The sequence below is a fragment of the Streptomyces sp. NPDC050504 genome (assembly GCF_044458065.1).
GTDB lineage: Bacteria > Actinomycetota > Actinomycetes > Streptomycetales > Streptomycetaceae > Streptomyces.
Window position 1 is genome coordinate 28,804 of the sequence record NZ_JBITHO010000011.1, and the last position, 16,930, is coordinate 45,733.

Sequence of the window (16,930 nt, forward strand, 5' to 3'; positions counted from 1 at the left end):
ACCGGTCGGCAACAAGCGTCAGGAGGGACGGGAACATGGCACAACGTCTGCGCGTCGCCGTGGTGGTCAATCCGGCAGCAGGAGGCGACGGGGAGCGGATCGCGAGCGGGCTGGCGGCGGCCGACGCCGAGGTCCGCACCGTCCGGACGGCCGGGCCCGGCGACGGCCGCGACCTGGCGTACAAGCTGGCCGTCACCGCCGCGCCACCGGACCTGGTCGTCAGCGTGGGGGGCGACGGCACGGTCTGCGAGGTGGCCACCGGCCTCTTCCGCGCCCGCGAGGCGGGTGCCGAGGCGGTTCCCCCGCTGCTCATCGCGCCGGGCGGCACGGGGAACTCGGTGTACCGCGGCCTGTGGAACGACGAGCCGTGGGAGGAGGTGGCCGCGCTCGCGCTGCGCGGCGGGGCCCCCACCCGGACCATCGACCTGGCCCGGATCGAGCAGAACGACCACATGGTGGTGCTCGGGTCGGGCAGCGGGCTGTTCGCCGAGACGCTGCTGTCCGCGCGGGACCTGCCCGGACGGGGGCGGGACCTGTTGATGGCCGCCGCGGTGGCCGCCATGGAACGCAGTCGGCCGTATCCGGGGCGCGTGTCCATCGACGGCGAGGTGCTCCACGAGGGGGGCGTCGTGGAGACGATCGTCGGCGGTTTCCGTTACCGCGGGGGGCTGTTGAACCTGGTGCCGCGGTCCGTCCTCGACGACGGCAGGCTCGACATCACGGTGGTGACCTCCAGCGTGGACATGCGGACCTTCGCGCAGGCCGCCGTCCAGGGCGACGTCCACTCCGTCCCCGGCATCGTCTGGGGCCGCGGCGAACGGATCACCGTCGAGAGGACCGACGGACAGCCGGTGCTGTACGAGCACGACGGCGAGGTGATGCCGAGGGCCACGGCGGCGTACGACATCCACGTCGTCCCCGCGGCACTGACGGTGCTGACTTCGGCCGACGCGCTGCCGTGGTTCGGGGAGGACTGATCCCGTGGCCGGTGTCGGTTCCCTGCGGCCAGAGGAGTCGGCGCTCAGCGCCCCCTCGTGCCGCGCGTACTTCCGCAGGCTCACGGCCGGCGTCGCCGTCGTGACCGCGTGCGGCGACTCGGGGTGGTCGGGCACGACCGTGAGCACCCTGACCAGCGTGTCGTTGGCTCCGCCGATCGTGCTGTGCTGCGTCTCCGGCGGCTCGCGGACCGTGGCGGCGGTCCTGCACGCCGGGCGCTTCGCCGTTCACCTGCTGGCCGAGGACCAGGCGCACCTGGCCGACCGGTTCAGCAGTCCACCCAGTGACGGTTCGCGGTTCGAGGACCTGGGGCACGAGGTCCGGCTGGTCCGCGGCGCCCCCACGATCGGCGGGGTGCTGGCGGTCGGCTGGTGCGACCTCCACTCCCTCGAAGAGGTCGGCGACCACGTCGTCGTCTACGGGCGGCTGACCGCCGTGCGGACCGGCGACGGCCCTCCGCTCCTGTGGCACGACCGCCGCTACCGCGGGCTGGCGGAGCAGGCCGGTCGCCCGAGCGGCACGGCGCACGCGCGACCGGTGCCGCCGCAGGGCGAGGGAGCACGGACATGACGTCCCCACGGGGAGGGAGAGCCAACACGACGTCCCCGCAGCCCGCGGCCACCGTGTCCGCGCCGCCGGTCGGTGACGCGGTCGTGAGTCTGACCGCCCAACTGGCCGCCTGGGCGCGCTCGGTGACCCACCGGGACATTCCCGAGCACACCCTGGCGGCGGCGCGCAGCCAGCTCGTCTCGAACCTCGCGGCGGTCCGCGGTTCGCTGAACCACCCCGTCGGCAAGAAGATCGTCGATGCGTTCGGGCCTCCGCTCCAGCCCGAACCCGGCCGGTCCGCCTACGTCCTGGCGGCGCTGGCGACGGCTCTCGACTTCGACGAGGTGGCCTACTCGGGACACGTGTCGGCCGGGGCGGTGAACGTCGCGATCGCGGAGGCGGAGCGCAACCGGCTCGACGGGAAGTCCCTCCTGACCACCATCGTCGTCGCGAACGAGTGCGCGGCACGCGTCTCGGCTGCGACCATCCTCAGCCCCTTCTTCCGCGGCCAGACGAACACGCACTGCCACCTGGCGAGCGCGGCGGCGGCCCGGCTCCACGCGCGGCGCGCCTCCCCGCGCGAGTGGGCGGCCGGACTGGGCATGGCGTTCGGGATCCTGGCCGTTCCCCTCCATCACGGGGTCGTGACCAGTGACGTCAAGGCGCTCAGCGCGGCGGCACCGATCCGGTTGGCGCTTGACGCCTGCGACGCCGCGGCCCACGGGCTGGCCGGCCCGGACACGATCCTCGAACACCCCGAGGGGCTCCTCGCCCATCTGTCGGCCGTGCCCCTCCCCGATGCGGTGACCGAGGGGCTCGGGCGGCGATGGCACACGGACACGCTGACGTACAAACGGTTCCCGGGCAGCGCGTACCTGCACGCCGCCTTCGACTGCGCCGAACGCCTCCACCGGCGGCTGGGCGCGGTCGACGCGTCCCGTGTCCGGCGCGTCGTCGTCCACGGCTCCCTGCTCACCTGGCAGATGGAGCGGAAGGTGGCCCCGGCCCTGAACGGACCGGGCACCGCCGTCTCCACCGCGACCCTGTCGGTCGGGTACGGCGTCGCCACACTGCTCTTGACCGGAGCCTTCGGGGTCGAGGACCTCACCGCCGCGGCCATCGGCGACGGGGCCCGCTGGTCCTTGGCGGACAAGGTCACCGTCGAGCACGACATGCGGCTGTCGGAGCGGATGGTGCGGGCGACGTCCCCGTTGGGCGAGGCGCTGCGTCAGGCGGGCGACCGCGCCCTGGCCTGGCCCGAGCTGCGCGCCTGGGACGGTGAGGTCGTCTCGCGCATCCTGGCCGGTCTGGGCGCGCCGGAAGAGACGCTGGAGAACGCGACGATGGCCATCGGGGCCAGGGTCGAGGTCGAACTGGCCGACGGCACCGTCGTGACCGAGGAATGCGATGCGTTCGTCGGCTCGGCGGGCGCGGCGACGCGGCGCGACCACCGCGCCATCGTGGGTGGGAAGTTCCGATCCGTCGGTGGCGCGGACGACGTGCTGTCCGACCTTGAGTCCATCGACCGGCTGGACGCGTCCCGCACGGCCCGGGTGCTGCGCCGTGCGGTGCGTGTCGAGCCGCACTGACCCGGGCGCTCTAGGGGTCCGGTGGTTGGTCGAGTTCCGCGATGATCGCGCCGAGGGTGACGCGCGTCGAGATCGAGAGCTTCCGGAAGATGTTGCGCAGGTGGTAGTTCACGGTGTGCGGGGACAGGCTGAGCTGCTTGGCGACCTGGCGGTTCGTCATGCCGCGGCTCACGAACCGGGCGATCTCGCTCTCCCGCAGGCTCAGCGAGGCGACCGGCCCCGGCTGCCGGGGCGTGGCGGCGGCCTCCGCCGCGGTCGCGCGCTCACGGTCGTGCTCGGCGGCCGGTGGCCGCACGGGGGACGCGGGGGGTACGGGGGGTGCGTAGGGCGCGGAGGGCGCGGAGGGCGCGGAGGGCGCGGAGGGCGCGGGACCGGTCGGCCGGGGCGGACGCGGGAGTGGCGGAGCGCCGAGGCGCAGGATCGATGACAATTCCGGTTTCTCGCCCACCAGCGCGGCCCGCGCGCTCCGCGCGGCGCTCTCCAGCAGGGTGAACCCGCGGTTGTTGCCCGCCAGCCGTTCCACGGCTTCGAGGACGCGTTGGGCCAGGGCGGTGTCACCGGCTTGCTGTGCGACGCCGATCAGCCACGCCGGTCGTGCGGGATCCTCGATGAAGCATGCCGAATCCGTGTGGAGCAGGGGCCATTTGGCGTGCATCTGCTCCGCGGCCGCGCTCGGCCCTTCGTGCGCGGCGACGAGGGCCGTTTCCGCGAAAGCGACCCGTGCGACCGAGTCGGGCAGTGCGTAGCAGTCGGTTCTCGCGTGGAATGACTCTAAAAGGTCGGCCGCCCGGCTCACGTCACCACGTCCCAACTGAGCGGTCGCAGCGACCGAAAGGGCAAGCTTCACGCCAATTGCCGAGTTGTGCTCGTCACTTACGTGCACGGCTTTTTTGGCCGCTTCGGTCGCCTGGTCGAACCGTCCGGCCTGGAGGTGCAGCACCGAACGCAGCGCCTCGGGCAATGCGCCGAATACGTGCAGGCCGGATTCGCCGATGAGATTGTCCAGGTCCCGAATGACGCGGTGCGCCTGGAGCGGTATGTGAATGTCGCTGAGTTTCTTGGCGAACAGGAGGTTCGCATACAGGCGCCATATCGGAACCGCCTCGTGGGAGTGGTCGACGGCGTACCGGTTCAGGGAAAGCCCTTGGAAAAGTCTCCCGGAATGCCACTTTTCATCCGACTCGACACACAGGGAAGCTATGCGCAGAGCATCCGGCTCGGTGACGGTCCTCTCGACCGGTTCGGTCATCCACCGCTTCGAGTCCACGCCGATCACAGAACCCATGAACAGCCGGAATGCGATGACATCGCGATATCCGGGAACCGACCTGTCCAACCCTTCGAGCGTCAGGTCCACCGAAGCCAGCGCATTTTTGATATCGCCTCTGATGAAGGCGATCCGCGCATCGTCGAGCGCCTGGAGGGCTTCGCACGGCAACGATCCGGAGTAGTTTGAATTTATCAGGTACAGAATATCGCTCATGGAAGACGTCTGACCGGCTTCCAGGCCGGGTGAGTTCTTCGCCCTACGCTCCGTGCTGCCTTGCGGTACCTCCATCGGGACCCCCGTCTGGCATCGAGGTTTCGGACCGGGTTTCAACAATTTCCCGCGCGGCTGAGACCCCTCTCCGCGCCGACTCATTTCCGTACCGCCGAGGCAACCCTAAATCGCTCAGACGTTCAAATGCCAGACCCACCCATGAGTCACCCCGGCCCCCACCGGCGGCAAACTCGTACACTTCCCCCGGAATACAACGTCTTCGCAGGTCAGCACGGTAGACACGGAGATCGCGGGGCGTCCCGTCCATATGGAGAATCCCCGGGTGCGGCATGGCTGGTTTCCGATCCCGGACTGGGCTGGATGGTGGCGCATTCCACCGCCTTGCCGCAATTTTTCCGATCTGTTGATGTCTACACGGTTCTCCGGGAATGGTGAGCTGCGACGGCGGGCGGACCCGGGGGGCTCGAATCGCACGGCTCGACACCGGCTGAGCGCTACTGACGCACAAGGACGCCTTGTCCCACGAAGGCCGAAGGGCACCATTCTCCCCGGGGGCCCGTTCCCCTCATCAAGGATTCAATTACCTGACCCTTGCGTGATGTACGCGACACCCTCGCCGAACGAAACCGGCTGCTTCGGTCATGGCGCATTCCGGTCCCTCGCCCGGGAGTGTCGCTGCCCTGCTCGGCGGGCCCGGCCCGCTCGCCTCCGGAACCGGCCGAGTACGCCCGCTTGCCGACCGGGCCGGGCGCGGCAGGGGCTTCCCGCTGCCGGTGGCGCTGCCCGGCCCCGCGCGCGTCACAGGACGAAGCGCTCACCGGGGTGAGCGGCCAAGGAGCGCGGACACTCAGGAGACGCGGGTGGAACTCATGCGGTTGCTGTGAGGTCTTGGAGCTTCGAGGGGTACGGGGTCTTTCTGTTCTCGCACTGGACCTTGCCGTAGAAGTCCGTCATCACCGCGGCGAGCCGGGCGTGGCGGGTGACGATCCTCCTTGCCTCGCGCGGGCCGTCCGGCAGGACTTCTCCTTTCGCGCACGCCCGGATGAGCGCGGGGCGTTCCTCCCTCTTGTATTCGTGGCCGTAGAGGTGTGTGAGCAGCCAGTTGACCAGCCAGCTGCGCGTGTAGCAGCGGTCGTAGGTCCTGTGCCGTTCGAAGAAGCCGGTCTCGGAAGGCGAGAGGTCGAAGCGGGAGGAGAGGGCGAGGCCGTAGTCGGTGAAGTAGAGGCGTCGGCCGTCGGTCAGGATGTTGTGGAAATGGGCGTCGAAGTGCAGCAGTCCGCGGGCGTTCATGAAGGACGTGCCGGCCTCCAGCTCGCTTTCCACCAGGGCGCAGGCCCGGTCGGCGGACTCTTCGCCGGCCCGTATACGGTCGGTGAGCCATTCGTGGAGCGTCCGGGGGACGTACTCCAGGAACAGCGTCAGGTTCGTGGTGGATTGTTGGACGGCCTCGATGCGGCGGCGCACTTCCAGGCCGCCTCCCCAGTAGTCCACGATCCCTTCCACGTCCGGGAGTTCCCCGGAACTCTCCGAGGAGTCCGGCAGTACCCGCCAGTGGTACATCAGCGGGAACCCCTGGTACCGGCCTTCCAGGGCCCAGTTCGTCGTCATGGTGTGGACGGCCAGCTCCCGCCACGCCCCGAAGGCGGGTGCGATCGGGCCCGGCCCGCCGACGCCGTACTGGCAGAAGACGGGCAGCCCGAACAGGTTGGCGGTGGACCGTGCGTGCTCCGGCAGGAGTTCGAGGTCCGTGAGCGGGACCCGCTTCACGAAGACGGGCTTCCCCTCGACCTCCAGCAGCGCGGACTTCCCGCCGATGCCGGAGCCGAGCGGCACCGCGGCGGCCACCAGCTCGGCCAGTCGGCGGTCGCTCCGCAGGGCGAGGGACGTGGAGAGCGTGCCGTAGGCGGCGACGCGGGCGTCGTGCGACATGTCGGGGCGCTCGACCGCCGTGTGCGTCAAGGTGCCCGCCTCGTTTCCGTACCCGTGCGCGGGCGCGTGCGCGAGTGCGAGTGCGAGTGCCCGTCGATGTCGGTGACGAGAACGTGGCGCCTCACCGGGGAGTTCCCCCTCCGGTGGGGCGGGGTGCGGGTCGTTGGGCGTGGGCCAGGGCCAGGAGCACCGCTGCTGAGCCCGCGGCTTGGGGCGGGGTCAGGGGTTGTTCGCCGGTGAGGGCGGCGAAGAGGGCGGCGGTGACCGGGACCGCGAACATCCAGAGCATCACGGGCGCCGATCCCGCTCGGGCCACCGCCCGGTACCAGAGCACCAGGCCCGCGACCGTCACCAAGGCGACCGAGTAGGCGAGGGCGAACCAGCTCCTGGGGGCGATGGCGGCGTGCTGGGTGAAGCCCGTGGCCGCTGCCAGGGGGAGCAGGGCGGCGGCGCCCGCCGTGGAGGTCCAGGCCGTGATCCGCAGGGCGCTGTGGTGCGTCAGGAGGGGGCGGGTGATCACCGGGTACCAGCCCCAGAGCGCGGCTGCCAGCAGGGCGGACGCCGTTCCGTACCAGGTGTTCTGGCCCTGGGTGTTCGTCGTGGGGGTGCCCAGGACCACCAGGACCACTCCGGCGAAGGCCACGGTGCCCGCGGTGACGGCCCTGGACGTGGGCAGGGTGCTGCGTTCGCCCGCCAGGCGGGCGAACACGGCGGTGAAGAAGGGGGACAGTGCGATGAGGACGGCGGCGGTGGCGGGCAGGGTGAGGCGTACGGCCGCCGTGAAGGCCAGTTGGTAGCCGACCATTCCGACGGCCGAGGAGAGCAGGAGGCGGGGCCAGTGGCCCCGGTCCACGCGGAGCGCTCCTTCCGTGCGGCGGGTCAGGGCGATCAGGAGGGGCGCGGCGAGCAGGAAGCGGAGCGCGTTGAAGCCGATCACCGTGAAGTCGCGCAGTCCCCAGGCGTTCACGGTGTAGTTGGCGCCCCAGACCGCGCTGACCCCGGCCAGGGTCGCGGGGGCCCAGCGGCTGCCGGGGGCGCTCGGGCCGGTCGCGGCCTCCGTGGGGGACGCGGGCCCGCCGGGAGGCGACTTCCCGTCGCCCGGCACCTCAGAGGCCCTGGTGGCGGGCCTCGGCGCGGTCCAGTACGGCCCTGACCGCGGTCAGGGCCGACTGCAGCGCCCCCTGGATCCAGGCGTGGGCCACCGAGAGCTGTTCGCCCGCGAAGAAGACCCGGGGGCGGCTCGTCGGGTGCGGGGCGCCCAGTCGGGCGAAGTAGCGGCCGTGCTGGCCGGGGGCGAAGTAGGCGAAGGCGCCGCCGCCGATGCCGGGCTGTTCGTCCCAGTTCCAGTGGACGACGTCGTCGACGGTGCGGGCGATGCCGGGGTGGAGGCGTTCGAGGGACTCCAGGACCAGGCGCGTGCGGTCCTGTTCGGGGAGGGTGGCGAAGCGGCGGGCGTTGGCCTCCCAGAGGTACGCGCCGGTGAGTGCGGCCGGTTCGTGGGAGCGGTCCGCGTCCACGGGGCGCCACCGGTCGTGCGCCGGGTCGGGCCGGGCGTTGTCGGAGGGGTACCAGCACTGCTGGATCGGGAGGTCGGTGAAGCTGCCGCCGCCGTACACGCCGTCGGTGAGTTCCCACTGTCTGCGCCCCACGTGCAGGAGGGTCTTGCTGCTGCTCGCGTAGTGGATGCCGCGCAGGGCCCCGCGCTGTTCGCCGGGGAGGTCGGGTTCGAAGCGGATCTGGTCGGCCGCGGGGGCCGGGAGGGCGCAGACGACCCAGTCGTAGCGTTCGGTGAAGGCGCCGGACAGGCCGTGGCCGCCTACGGTGACGCCGTCTTCGGCGGCTTCGCCCCCGACGTGGATCCGCTGGACGCGGGAGGAGAGCCGCAGGGTGCCGGGCGGCAGCCGGTCGGCGAAGGCGGCGACCAGGGTGTCCATGCCGCCGGTCAGTTCGAGCTGTGCCACGTGGAAGAGGCCGAAGTAGTCGACGAGCACTTCGAGGAGGGAGGCGTGCTCGTAGTGGGCGAGGCCGCTGATGTGGCCGACGATCTCCCAGGCGGCGGGGGTGAAGCGCCTGCCGACGTGCTGCCACAGCGAGGTGGCGGCGAGCCGCTGGAGCTCGGGGTCGTGGGTCTCGCCCGCGAGGACGGCCTTGCGCTGTTCGGGGCGTAAGCCGAACCAGACCTCGTGCAGGGCCTTTTCCAGCAGTGCGCGCGGGTCGCGGTCCTCGGCGGCGCCCAGGTCGGGGTGCCGGGTGAGGAGGCGGGCGTCGCGGGCCCGTACGCGGGAGCCGTTCACGTGGAGCCAGGCGTCCTCGTTGGCGTTGACGAAGGTCCTGGTGGGCAGGGCGAAGCGGCGGACGTAGTGCATGGTGGTGTGGTGGTTGGACGGGATGCGCATGGCGCCCAGTTCCGCGTGGGTGCCGTCCCAGAAGCGGTGGGTGCGGATGCGGCCGCCGGGCCGTGCCGTGCGTTCGTGGACGGTGACGTCCAGTCCCCTGCGGCACAGTTCGTAGGCGCAGGCGAGGCCCGATATCCCGCCGCCCACGACGGCGACGCGGCCACCGGGCGAGCGGTGGGCGTCGATCATGTCGGCGGGGAACCGGAAGTTCTCGTCGAAGATGGAGTCGTTGACCGTCGCGGTGGCGGCGGTGGCTGTGTCGGCGGCGGTGGCGGTGGCGGCGGCGGTGCCGACAGCGGCGGATCTGAGGCCGCGGTTTCTTGGATATTCCCCCATGGCACGGGAGCGTACGTGCCGTGTAGATGTCAGGTACAGGTCGCTTCAGGCAGCGGGATCGTGATCTCTACGCCCTTGCCACATGCGGGTGTCGGGGCTCCGGACCCGGCCCGGACCGGCATCGAATGAGCTGTGCGTATATGTGGCGTTGATGGGGCGTAGAGGCCGCGCTGGCACGGTGACGGCGTTCGCGGCGGTGGTGGGCGCACCGGCGGCGCGGGCGGGTCCGGTCAGACCGTGACGGGTTCCGCGCGTCTCCCGGTGCTCCTCAGGCCGAGGACGTCCAGGGCCTCGACCGGTGTGGCCACCGCACGGAAGGCGATCCGGTCCGACGGAGAGGAGAAGGCCTCTGTCTCCATCCGGTCGATCATCGCCAGCAGCGGGTCGAAGAAGCCGTCGACGTTGAGGAGGACCGTCATCTTCCGCGGGAGGCACAGCTGATTGCGAACCATGATCTCCAGTAGTTCGTCCAGTGTCCGGTAACCGCCCGGCAGGGCGACGAAAGCGTCCGAGAGGCGGTGGATGAGGGCGGTGCGTTCCTGGGTCGTACGGACCATGAAGAGTTCCCCGCGTACGGGGGAGACCTCTTCCTCCCTGTGGAACACTCCGGTCGCCGGGGCGCCTCCCGCGACCACGGCCTTCACCATCGCGTCCTTCATTCCCGTGCCGCCGGCTCCGTAGATGAGGCCGGCTCCACGGCGTGCCAGTTCTTCGCCCAGTTCGTGGGCGGCCCTTACGTATTTCCGTCCCGTTCCGGGGCGGCACGTGCCGCACAGGACACCGATGCGTTTGACGGTGGAAACGGTCGTGGACATGTTTTCCCGCTCCTTGGAATCCATAGTTCGAAAAGAGGTTTGCCGTGCACGAGACGATGAGCAGAACGACGCGGATCCTGCTGTGCGACAGCAGCGAGATCTCCAGGGCGGGAATCTCGTCCGTGCTGGGCGGTGTGCCGGAGCTCGATGTCGTGGGCGTGGCGGGGGACGGGCCGCGGGGGCTCGCCCTGGTGGAGGCGCTGCGGCCCGACGTGCTGCTGGTGGACGCGGATCTGCGGGGGGTCAGCGGGGTGGAGCTGACCCGGCGGGTGCGGGCGGCGGGGGCCGCCGCCCGGGAGCGCGGGCCGCGCGCGATCCTGATGGTCAGGGAGCCGGACGCCTCCGTGCTGGAGGCCGCCCGCAGCGGGGCGGCCGGGATCGTGCTCAAGGACGGCGGGGCGCCGGAGTTCGTGCGGGCGATCCGGTTCGTGCTGGAGGGCGGTGGCTATCTCGATCCGCGCGTCGCGGGCTTCCTGCTCACCCACCTCTCGGGGAGCCAGGGGGCCCGTTCGCGCGGTGTGGCGCAGGTGCTCACGCCGCGCGAGCGGGAGGTGCTCGCCCTGGTGGCGCAGGGCCTGTCGAACGTGGAGATCGGGGCCCAGCTGTTCATCGGCGAGCCGACCGTGAAGTACCACGTGTCGCAGATGCTGCGGAAGCTCCATCTGCGCAACCGGCTCCAGGCGGCGGCGTTCGCGTACCGGCACGGGATCGCGGACTACCTGGTCAGGGAGCGGAGCCCGGAAATGACCGCAGTGCGGCGGTGATCCGCCACACGAGCGGGACCGCCGCCACCATGAGGAGCGCGAGGAACACGAACAGGACGCGGGGCGAGGCGAGTTGGGCGATGGCCCCGCCCGCGAGCGCGCCCAGCGGGCGGGCCGCGAGCGACAGCATCCGGCTTCCGGCGGTGACCCGGCCGAGCATTTCCTCGCGTACGAGGGCCTGCCGGAAGGACATCGTGAAGATGCCGCCGACCGCCGTCACGAAGCCGGAGACGGCGAGCGCGGCGCCGACCACCAGGGGCTGGGACGAGGCGGCCGGTACGCCGAAGCACAGGGCGAGGCCGCCCGTCATCAGGAGCAGGACGGTGCGGCCGGGCAGTCGTCCGATCACGCGGTCGGCGCAGACGGAACCCGTCACGGCGCCGGCCGCGGCGGCCGTGATGAGCAGGCTGTAGCCGAACTCGGACAGGCCCATCGCGGACGAGGAGCCGACCGCGAAGACGACGAACACCGCGAAGAAGGCCATGTTGACGAACTGCGTGCCGCTCTGGAACACGGCGAGGCCGAACAGGTCGCGGTCCTTGCGCAGTTCGCGGACCCCTTCCCCGATGCCCGTCCAGATGGAGCCGAGCGGTTCGGTGTGCTGGGCGGTGAACCGGCCGGCCAGCGGCAGCAGGACGACGCAGGCCGCCAGGTAGAGGCCTGCCGGGGTGTAGAGCGCGACGGCGGTGGACAGGGCCAGCAGGGCCGCGCCCAGCGGCGCGCCGACGAAGTCGTTCAGTACGGTCTGGGCCCCGTAGATGCGGCTGTTGGCCCGGCCGAGCCGCTCCTTGTCGACCACCATCGGGACCAGCGCCTGCTCGGCGGTGTCGGTGATGGTCTCGGCGACCCCGATCAGGAACGCCGCCGCGTACAGCATCGGCAGGGTGAGGCCGTCCGCGCCCGCGGCGACGGCCAGGGCGAGCATGCAGGCGCCGCGGACGACGTTGGCGTGGATGGTCAGGCGCTTGCGGTTGTAGCGGTCCACCAGGTACCCGGCGATCAGGCCGATCGCGAAGCCCGCGAGGGTCTGGGCGACGCGGATGCCGGAGACGAGGCTGGGCGACTGGGTGAGGTCCAGCGCGACGAGCGGCAGGACCATCAGGTAGAGGCCGTCGGCCAGCGCGGTGAAGGTCGTGGCGGTCCACAGGCGGGCGAACCCGCCCCGTCGCGGTGTGGTCGGCGCACCTGTCTCGGGCGGGGATTCGGTGACCATGCGGTTCCTTCCGGGTTCTCGGCTGAAAGGCTGAAGTACCCGGGGGCGCTCGGCCGTTGGCCGTGCGCCCGACGCGGGTGGTCCGTGCGGCCCGGTGCCGCCGACGGCCGAAAGTAACGCGCCCGGTGCGGGCGCCGCCCCATTCCACAGGTGGAGTTCCGTCCCCGTCTTGAGACGGGGGACGGCGCATTCCCGTCGGCCTACTGTCGGCCCCGTCAGTCGACAACGAGGCGGGAACCCATGCGAGTTATCGGAATCAGCGGAATGGGAAACGGCATCGCCTTCAAGAGGCGGGAGCTGCCGGGGCTCGATCCGCGGCATTACAGAATTGTCCAGGGACTGGATTCGGCGGCGGCCCTGGTGACGGAGGACGGCGTGGTGGCCGCCGCCGCCGAGGAGCGGTTCACCGGTGAGAAGGCGACCGGTGCGTTTCCGGTCCGTTCCATCGAATTCTGCCTGCGCCGGGCGGGGATCGACATGGCGGACGTCGACCGCGTCGCGTACGGATTCGACTACCGGCCCTCCGAGCTCGACGACGCGAGCGCGTACACGCGCCGCAGGTTCGACGAGGTGTACTCCCCCGAGGTCATGCGGGCCCAGCTCGCGGAGCGCTGGCCCGACCTGGACTGGGAGACGCGTTTCGTCCCGGTCCCGCACCACCTCGCGCACGCGGCGAGCGCCTTCCACCTGAGCGGCTTCGACGAGGCGCTGGTGCTGGTCGCCGACGGCATGGGCGAGACGGAGAGCCTGACCGTCGCCGCCGGGCGGGGCCGCGACCTGGAGGTGCTGCACACCGTTCCCGCGCTGCACTCGCTCGGCTCGCTGTACGGCGCGGCGACCCTGCACCTGGGGTTCGAGTTCGCGATGGACGAGTACAAGGTGATGGGCCTGGCCCCGTACGGCGACCGCGAGCGCCACGCCGGTCTGCTGGACGAGCTGGTGCGGCTCGGCCCCGACGGCACGTTCTCCGTGCCGCTGCTGGGCGAGAACCGGGACTGGCGCGAGCACGAGACCCACGCGGGCTCGCTGCGCGGCCTGACCCGGCTCTTCGGTCCGCCGCGCGAGAAGGGCGAGCCGCTGGAGCAGCGGCACATGGACATGGCGGCTGCCGTGCAGACGGCCCTGGAGCGGGCGCTGACGCACGTGCTGCGGCACTTCTCCGAGCGCACCGGCCTGCGCAGGCTGTGCCTGGCCGGCGGGGTCGCCCTGAACTGCACGGCCAACGGCGTCATCTCCCGCAGCCGGCTGTTCGACGACGTCTTCGTCCAGCCCGCCGCCGGTGACGACGGTTCGGCGCTCGGCGCGGCCCTTCACGTGCACCAGTCGCAGCCCGGGACGGCCGCGCCCGGCCGGATGACGATGCCCTACTGGGGTCCCGAGTTCCCGGCAGCCGACATCGACGCGCTGCTCGCCGGGGCTCCGGGGTGCGTCACGCGTCCCTACGAGGAGCGCGCGCACCTGGTCACGGACGTGGCGAAGCTGCTCGCCGACGGCGACGTGGTCTCCTGGTTCCAGGGCCGGATGGAGTTCGGGCCCCGTGCGCTGGGCAACCGCAGCATCCTCGCCGACCCGCGCGACCCGCAGATGCGCGACCGGCTCAACGGGCTGATCAAGCAGCGCGAGGACTTCCGCCCGTTCGCCCCCGTGGTGCGCGAGGAGGACGCGCACGAGTACTTCGAGATCACCCGGAGCGAGTCGGCGCGCCACGCCCACATGCTGTTCACCGTCCGCACGCGCGAGGAGTTCCGCTCCGCGCTGCCCGCCATCACCCACGTGGACGGCACGGCCCGCATCCAGGTGGTGCGGCGCTCGGACAACGAGCGGCTGTGGGAGCTGATCGGGGCCTTCGGGACGCTGACCGGCGTACCCGTCCTGCTCAACACCTCCTTCAACCTGCGCGGCCAGCCGGTCATCGCCGACCCCGCGCTGGCGCTGAGCACGTACCTGCGCTCGCGCCTGGACCACCTGGTGCTGGGCGACGTCCTCGTGACGCGCACGGCCGACCCGGACGAGGGGCGCTGAGCGTGCGCGCCGATTCCCCGTCCGGCGGCACGGCGGTGGCGCTGCCCCCCGACCGCCCGGCGCCGCTCGCGCCGCAGCACTTCAGGGACCGCAGCTCCACCCCGTGGGTCGAGACGGACCGCGCGCCGCTGGCCGACGCCGTACGGGCCGTGCTGGGCCACTACACCGGCCGCCCCGACGCCGTGGTCGACGTGCTCGGCGCCGACGGGGCCCGGGGCACGGGTCCTGCGGCCCCCCTGGTGGTCGCCGACCTGCGGGACGCGGACGCCGGACTGCGGGAGCGGGCCCAGGCGCTGGACAGCGCCGTGGTGCTGCTCCTGGAGGCGGACACGCTGACCGCGGAGTACGACAGCGACCGCTACACCCGCGCGGGCATCGACGACTTCCTGGCCGACCTCGTCGCCGCCCGGGAGCGGTCGGCCCGCCACACCGGCACCGACCGGCCGCCGTTCGCCGCGCGCCGCGCCGTCCCGGTCCCCGAGCCGGTCGCGGCCCCGGAGGCGGCGGCCCCGTCCGAGCCGCCCGTCGGGCCCGTGGAGCGCACCGTGGCCCGCCTGTGGGCGCCGCTGCTGGGCTTCGAGGACTTCCGCGTCATCGGCCGCGACGAGAACTTCTTCGCGCTGGGCGGGGGTTCGCTCGCGGCGGTGCGGGCCTCGAACCGGCTGCACGAGCTGTTCGGCATCGAGCGGACCCGGGAGCTGATGTCCACGGCGGTGACCGTGCGCACGGTGGCCGAGACCGTCGAGCGGGCCCTGGGCGCGCGGTACGGGCAGGTGCGGTCCGCGGCCCCGCTGCCGCGGCCCGCCGGGACGCCGCCCGCCGTGTCGTACGCCCAGGAGCGGATCTGGCTGCACGAGCAGACGGTGCCCGGCACGTCCGCGTACCACATGCCGTGGGCCCTCGCGGTGCGCGGCGCCCTCGACGCCCAGGTGCTGCGCGGCGCCCTGGCCGTCGTCCTGCGGCGGCACGAGGTGCTGCGGACCGTCTTCGTCGAGGACGGCGGCGTGCCCAGGGCCGAGGTCGTCGACGAGGTGGCGCTGCCCTGGCAGGGCCACGACCTGAGCGGCGAGGAGGATCCCGACGAGGCGGCCCGCGACCTCATGGCGCGGCTCGTGCGGGAGCCGTTCGACCTCGCGGCGGGGCCGCTGGTGCGGGCCCGCCTGCTGCGGCTCGCGCCCGAGCGCCACGTGCTCCTGCTCGACCTGCACCACCTCGTGCACGACGGCTGGTCGTTCGGCGTCCTGCTGGGCGAGCTGGCCGAGGCGTACGACGCGGCGCGCGAGGGCCGTGCGGTGCGGCTGCCCGAACCGGCCGTGCAGTACGGGGACGTGGCCGCCCACGAGAGGGCGGAGCTGACCGGGGAGGCGCGCGAGCGGGCCCTGCGGTTCTGGCGGGCCGAGCTGGAGGGCGTGCCGCCGCTGCTCGACCTGGCGACCGGGAAGCCGCCGTCCGGCGCGGCGGCCGGGGCGGGGGCCGGTGTGCCGTTCGCCCTGGACGCGCCGTTGGCGCGCGCGGTGGAGGACTTCGCCCGCGAGCACGGCACCACGGCGTACTGCGTGCTGCTCACCGCGTTCCAGGCGCTGCTGCACCACCGCACGGGCGAGGACCGGCTTGCGGTCGGCACGAACGTGGCGCTGCGGGACCGTACGGACACGGAGTCCCTCATCGGTCCGCTGTTCACGATGCTGCCGCTGCGCGGCGACGCCACCGGCGAGCCGGACTTCGAGGAGCTGCTGGACCGCGCCAGGACCCGGGTGCTCGCCGCGTTCGCGCACAAGGACGTGGCGTTCGAGACGCTGCTCGGGGAGCTCGCGCCGGTGCGCGGGCAGGGCAGGCCGCCGGTGTACCAGGTGGCGTTCGAGCTGGCCGAGCAGGCCCGGGTGGCCGCGCCCTGCGGCCTGGAGTGGACGCACGACCTCGTCGACACCGGCGCCGCCAAGCTCGACCTGATCCTGACGGTGACGCTCGACGGCGGCGAGGTCCGCGGGCTGCTGACCTACGCGGCCGACCTGTTCGACGGCGCGTGGGCCGAGCGGTTCGCGCGGGACTTCCAGCGGTTGCTTGAGTCCCTGCTCGACCGACCCCGGGAGCGGGTCGCCGCACTGGCCGTCCGGGCGCTCGGGGCGCCGCCGGTGCTGCGTGGCGCCGGGACCGAAAGCACTGGGGCCGACAACACCGGGGGCGCGGGCGCCGACGATCCCGTGGTCCGCGTGCTCGTGCGGCTGTGGGCCGACGTGCTGTCCGTGCCCGCCGAATCGCTCGGCCCCTACAGCGAGTTCTTCGCCCTCGGCGGCCGCTCCCTCGACGTGACCCGCCTGCGGGCCGCGTTGCGGGAAACCCTGCGCACCGCGGTCCCCGTGGCCGCGCTGTTCCGCACCCACACCGTCTCCGGGCAGGCCGGCGCCGTCCTGGCGGCGGCCGACGACCCGGGGCTGGTCCGGCGCGTGGCCGGGGCGGTGCTGCGCATGTGGGACATGACCCCGCAGCAGCGCCGCGCCCTGCTGGCCGGAGCCGACCGGGGCGCCGCCGCGCCCACCCGTACGAACCACGACAGGGAGTCATCACGATGAGCCGGACCGAAGCCCAGACCGAAGCCGGGACCGAAGCCCAGTACAAGGTCGTCGTCAACGACGAGGAGCAGTACTCCGTGTGGCCCGCCGAGCGGGCCAACCCGGCCGGGTGGCGCGACGAGGGCACCCGGGGCCCGAAGTCGCGGTGCCTGCTGCACATCGACGCCGTGTGGACCGACATGCGCCCGCGCGGTGTCCGCGAGCGCGCGGCGGCCGCCGCCGCGTGAGCCGGCCGGCCCCGGCACCCCAC

The 16,930-nt window shown here is 72.4% G+C and carries 13 protein-coding genes; 7 read left to right on the forward strand and 6 right to left on the reverse strand.

The genetic code is table 11. The features are described 5' to 3' along the window. The first annotated feature begins 35 nt into the window (after positions 1-35). Genes ACIBNE_RS33680 through ACIBNE_RS33690 form a run of 3 tightly spaced genes read left to right on the forward strand, consistent with a single transcriptional unit; the run spans position 36 to position 3,134 of the window. Positions 36-977, forward strand: a complete 942-nt coding sequence (locus ACIBNE_RS33680; RefSeq protein WP_399278437.1) for a diacylglycerol/lipid kinase family protein — start codon at positions 36-38, stop codon at positions 975-977. 4 nt (positions 978-981) lie between these two features. Continuing rightward, positions 982-1,566 (forward strand): flavin reductase family protein, encoded by a 585-nt coding sequence (locus ACIBNE_RS33685; RefSeq protein WP_399278439.1) that lies wholly within the window; start codon positions 982-984, stop codon positions 1,564-1,566. Further along, on the forward strand, positions 1,563-3,134 hold the full coding sequence (locus tag ACIBNE_RS33690) for an MmgE/PrpD family protein (RefSeq protein ID WP_399278441.1): 1,572 nt from the start codon (positions 1,563-1,565) through the stop codon (positions 3,132-3,134). The genes ACIBNE_RS33685 and ACIBNE_RS33690 overlap by 4 nt, the downstream gene beginning before the upstream one ends. Positions 3,135-3,144: 10 nt before the next feature. Here ACIBNE_RS33690 and ACIBNE_RS33695 read toward each other — a convergent pair whose 3' ends face one another. The 5 genes from ACIBNE_RS33695 to ACIBNE_RS33715 all read right to left on the reverse strand — a co-directional run bounded on the left by ACIBNE_RS33695 (position 3,145) and on the right by ACIBNE_RS33715 (position 10,111). After that, positions 3,145-4,617: a LuxR C-terminal-related transcriptional regulator gene (locus tag ACIBNE_RS33695; RefSeq protein ID WP_399278442.1), complete on the reverse strand. Its 1,473-nt coding sequence runs from the start codon at positions 4,615-4,617 to the stop codon at positions 3,145-3,147. A gap of 885 nt (positions 4,618-5,502) precedes the next feature. Further along, positions 5,503-6,564, reverse strand: a complete 1,062-nt coding sequence (locus tag ACIBNE_RS33700) for a protein kinase family protein (RefSeq protein WP_399278923.1) — start codon at positions 6,562-6,564, stop codon at positions 5,503-5,505. Positions 6,565-6,685: 121 nt separating this feature from the next. Beyond that, positions 6,686-7,669 (reverse strand): DMT family transporter, encoded by a 984-nt coding sequence (locus tag ACIBNE_RS33705; protein ID WP_399278444.1) that lies wholly within the window; start codon positions 7,667-7,669, stop codon positions 6,686-6,688. 1 nt (position 7,670) lies between these two features. Continuing rightward, positions 7,671-9,296, reverse strand: coding sequence for a flavin monoamine oxidase family protein (locus tag ACIBNE_RS33710; protein ID WP_399278446.1), 1,626 nt, complete (start codon positions 9,294-9,296; stop codon positions 7,671-7,673). Positions 9,297-9,526: 230 nt separating this feature from the next. Next, positions 9,527-10,111: a TIGR00730 family Rossman fold protein gene (locus ACIBNE_RS33715; RefSeq protein ID WP_399278448.1), complete on the reverse strand. Its 585-nt coding sequence runs from the start codon at positions 10,109-10,111 to the stop codon at positions 9,527-9,529. Between the two features lie 44 nt (positions 10,112-10,155). Here ACIBNE_RS33715 and ACIBNE_RS33720 point away from each other — a divergent pair, with 44 nt between their 5' ends. After that, positions 10,156-10,875, forward strand: coding sequence for a LuxR C-terminal-related transcriptional regulator (locus tag ACIBNE_RS33720; RefSeq protein WP_399278450.1), 720 nt, complete (start codon positions 10,156-10,158; stop codon positions 10,873-10,875). Here ACIBNE_RS33720 and ACIBNE_RS33725 read toward each other — a convergent pair. After that, complete coding sequence (locus ACIBNE_RS33725) at positions 10,835-12,088, reverse strand: MFS transporter (RefSeq protein ID WP_399278453.1); 1,254 nt, start codon at positions 12,086-12,088, stop codon at positions 10,835-10,837. The two genes, ACIBNE_RS33720 and ACIBNE_RS33725, sit on opposite strands and share 41 nt — an antisense overlap. A 264-nt stretch (positions 12,089-12,352) precedes the next feature. Here ACIBNE_RS33725 and ACIBNE_RS33730 point away from each other — a divergent pair, with 264 nt between their 5' ends. The 3 genes from ACIBNE_RS33730 to ACIBNE_RS33740 are packed head-to-tail and all read left to right on the forward strand — an operon-like array spanning position 12,353 to position 16,907. Next, entirely contained in the window at positions 12,353-14,110 is a 1,758-nt protein-coding gene (locus tag ACIBNE_RS33730; RefSeq protein ID WP_399278455.1) for a carbamoyltransferase, read from the forward strand. A gap of 2 nt (positions 14,111-14,112) precedes the next feature. Continuing rightward, the gene (locus tag ACIBNE_RS33735) at positions 14,113-16,680 is read left to right on the forward strand and encodes a condensation domain-containing protein (protein ID WP_399278457.1); all 2,568 of its coding nucleotides are present in this window, start codon (positions 14,113-14,115) and stop codon (positions 16,678-16,680) included. After that, positions 16,677-16,907, forward strand: coding sequence for an MbtH family protein (locus ACIBNE_RS33740; protein WP_399278459.1), 231 nt, complete (start codon positions 16,677-16,679; stop codon positions 16,905-16,907). Before ACIBNE_RS33735 ends, ACIBNE_RS33740 begins: the two co-directional genes overlap by 4 nt. The last annotated feature ends 23 nt before the right edge of the window (positions 16,908-16,930 follow it).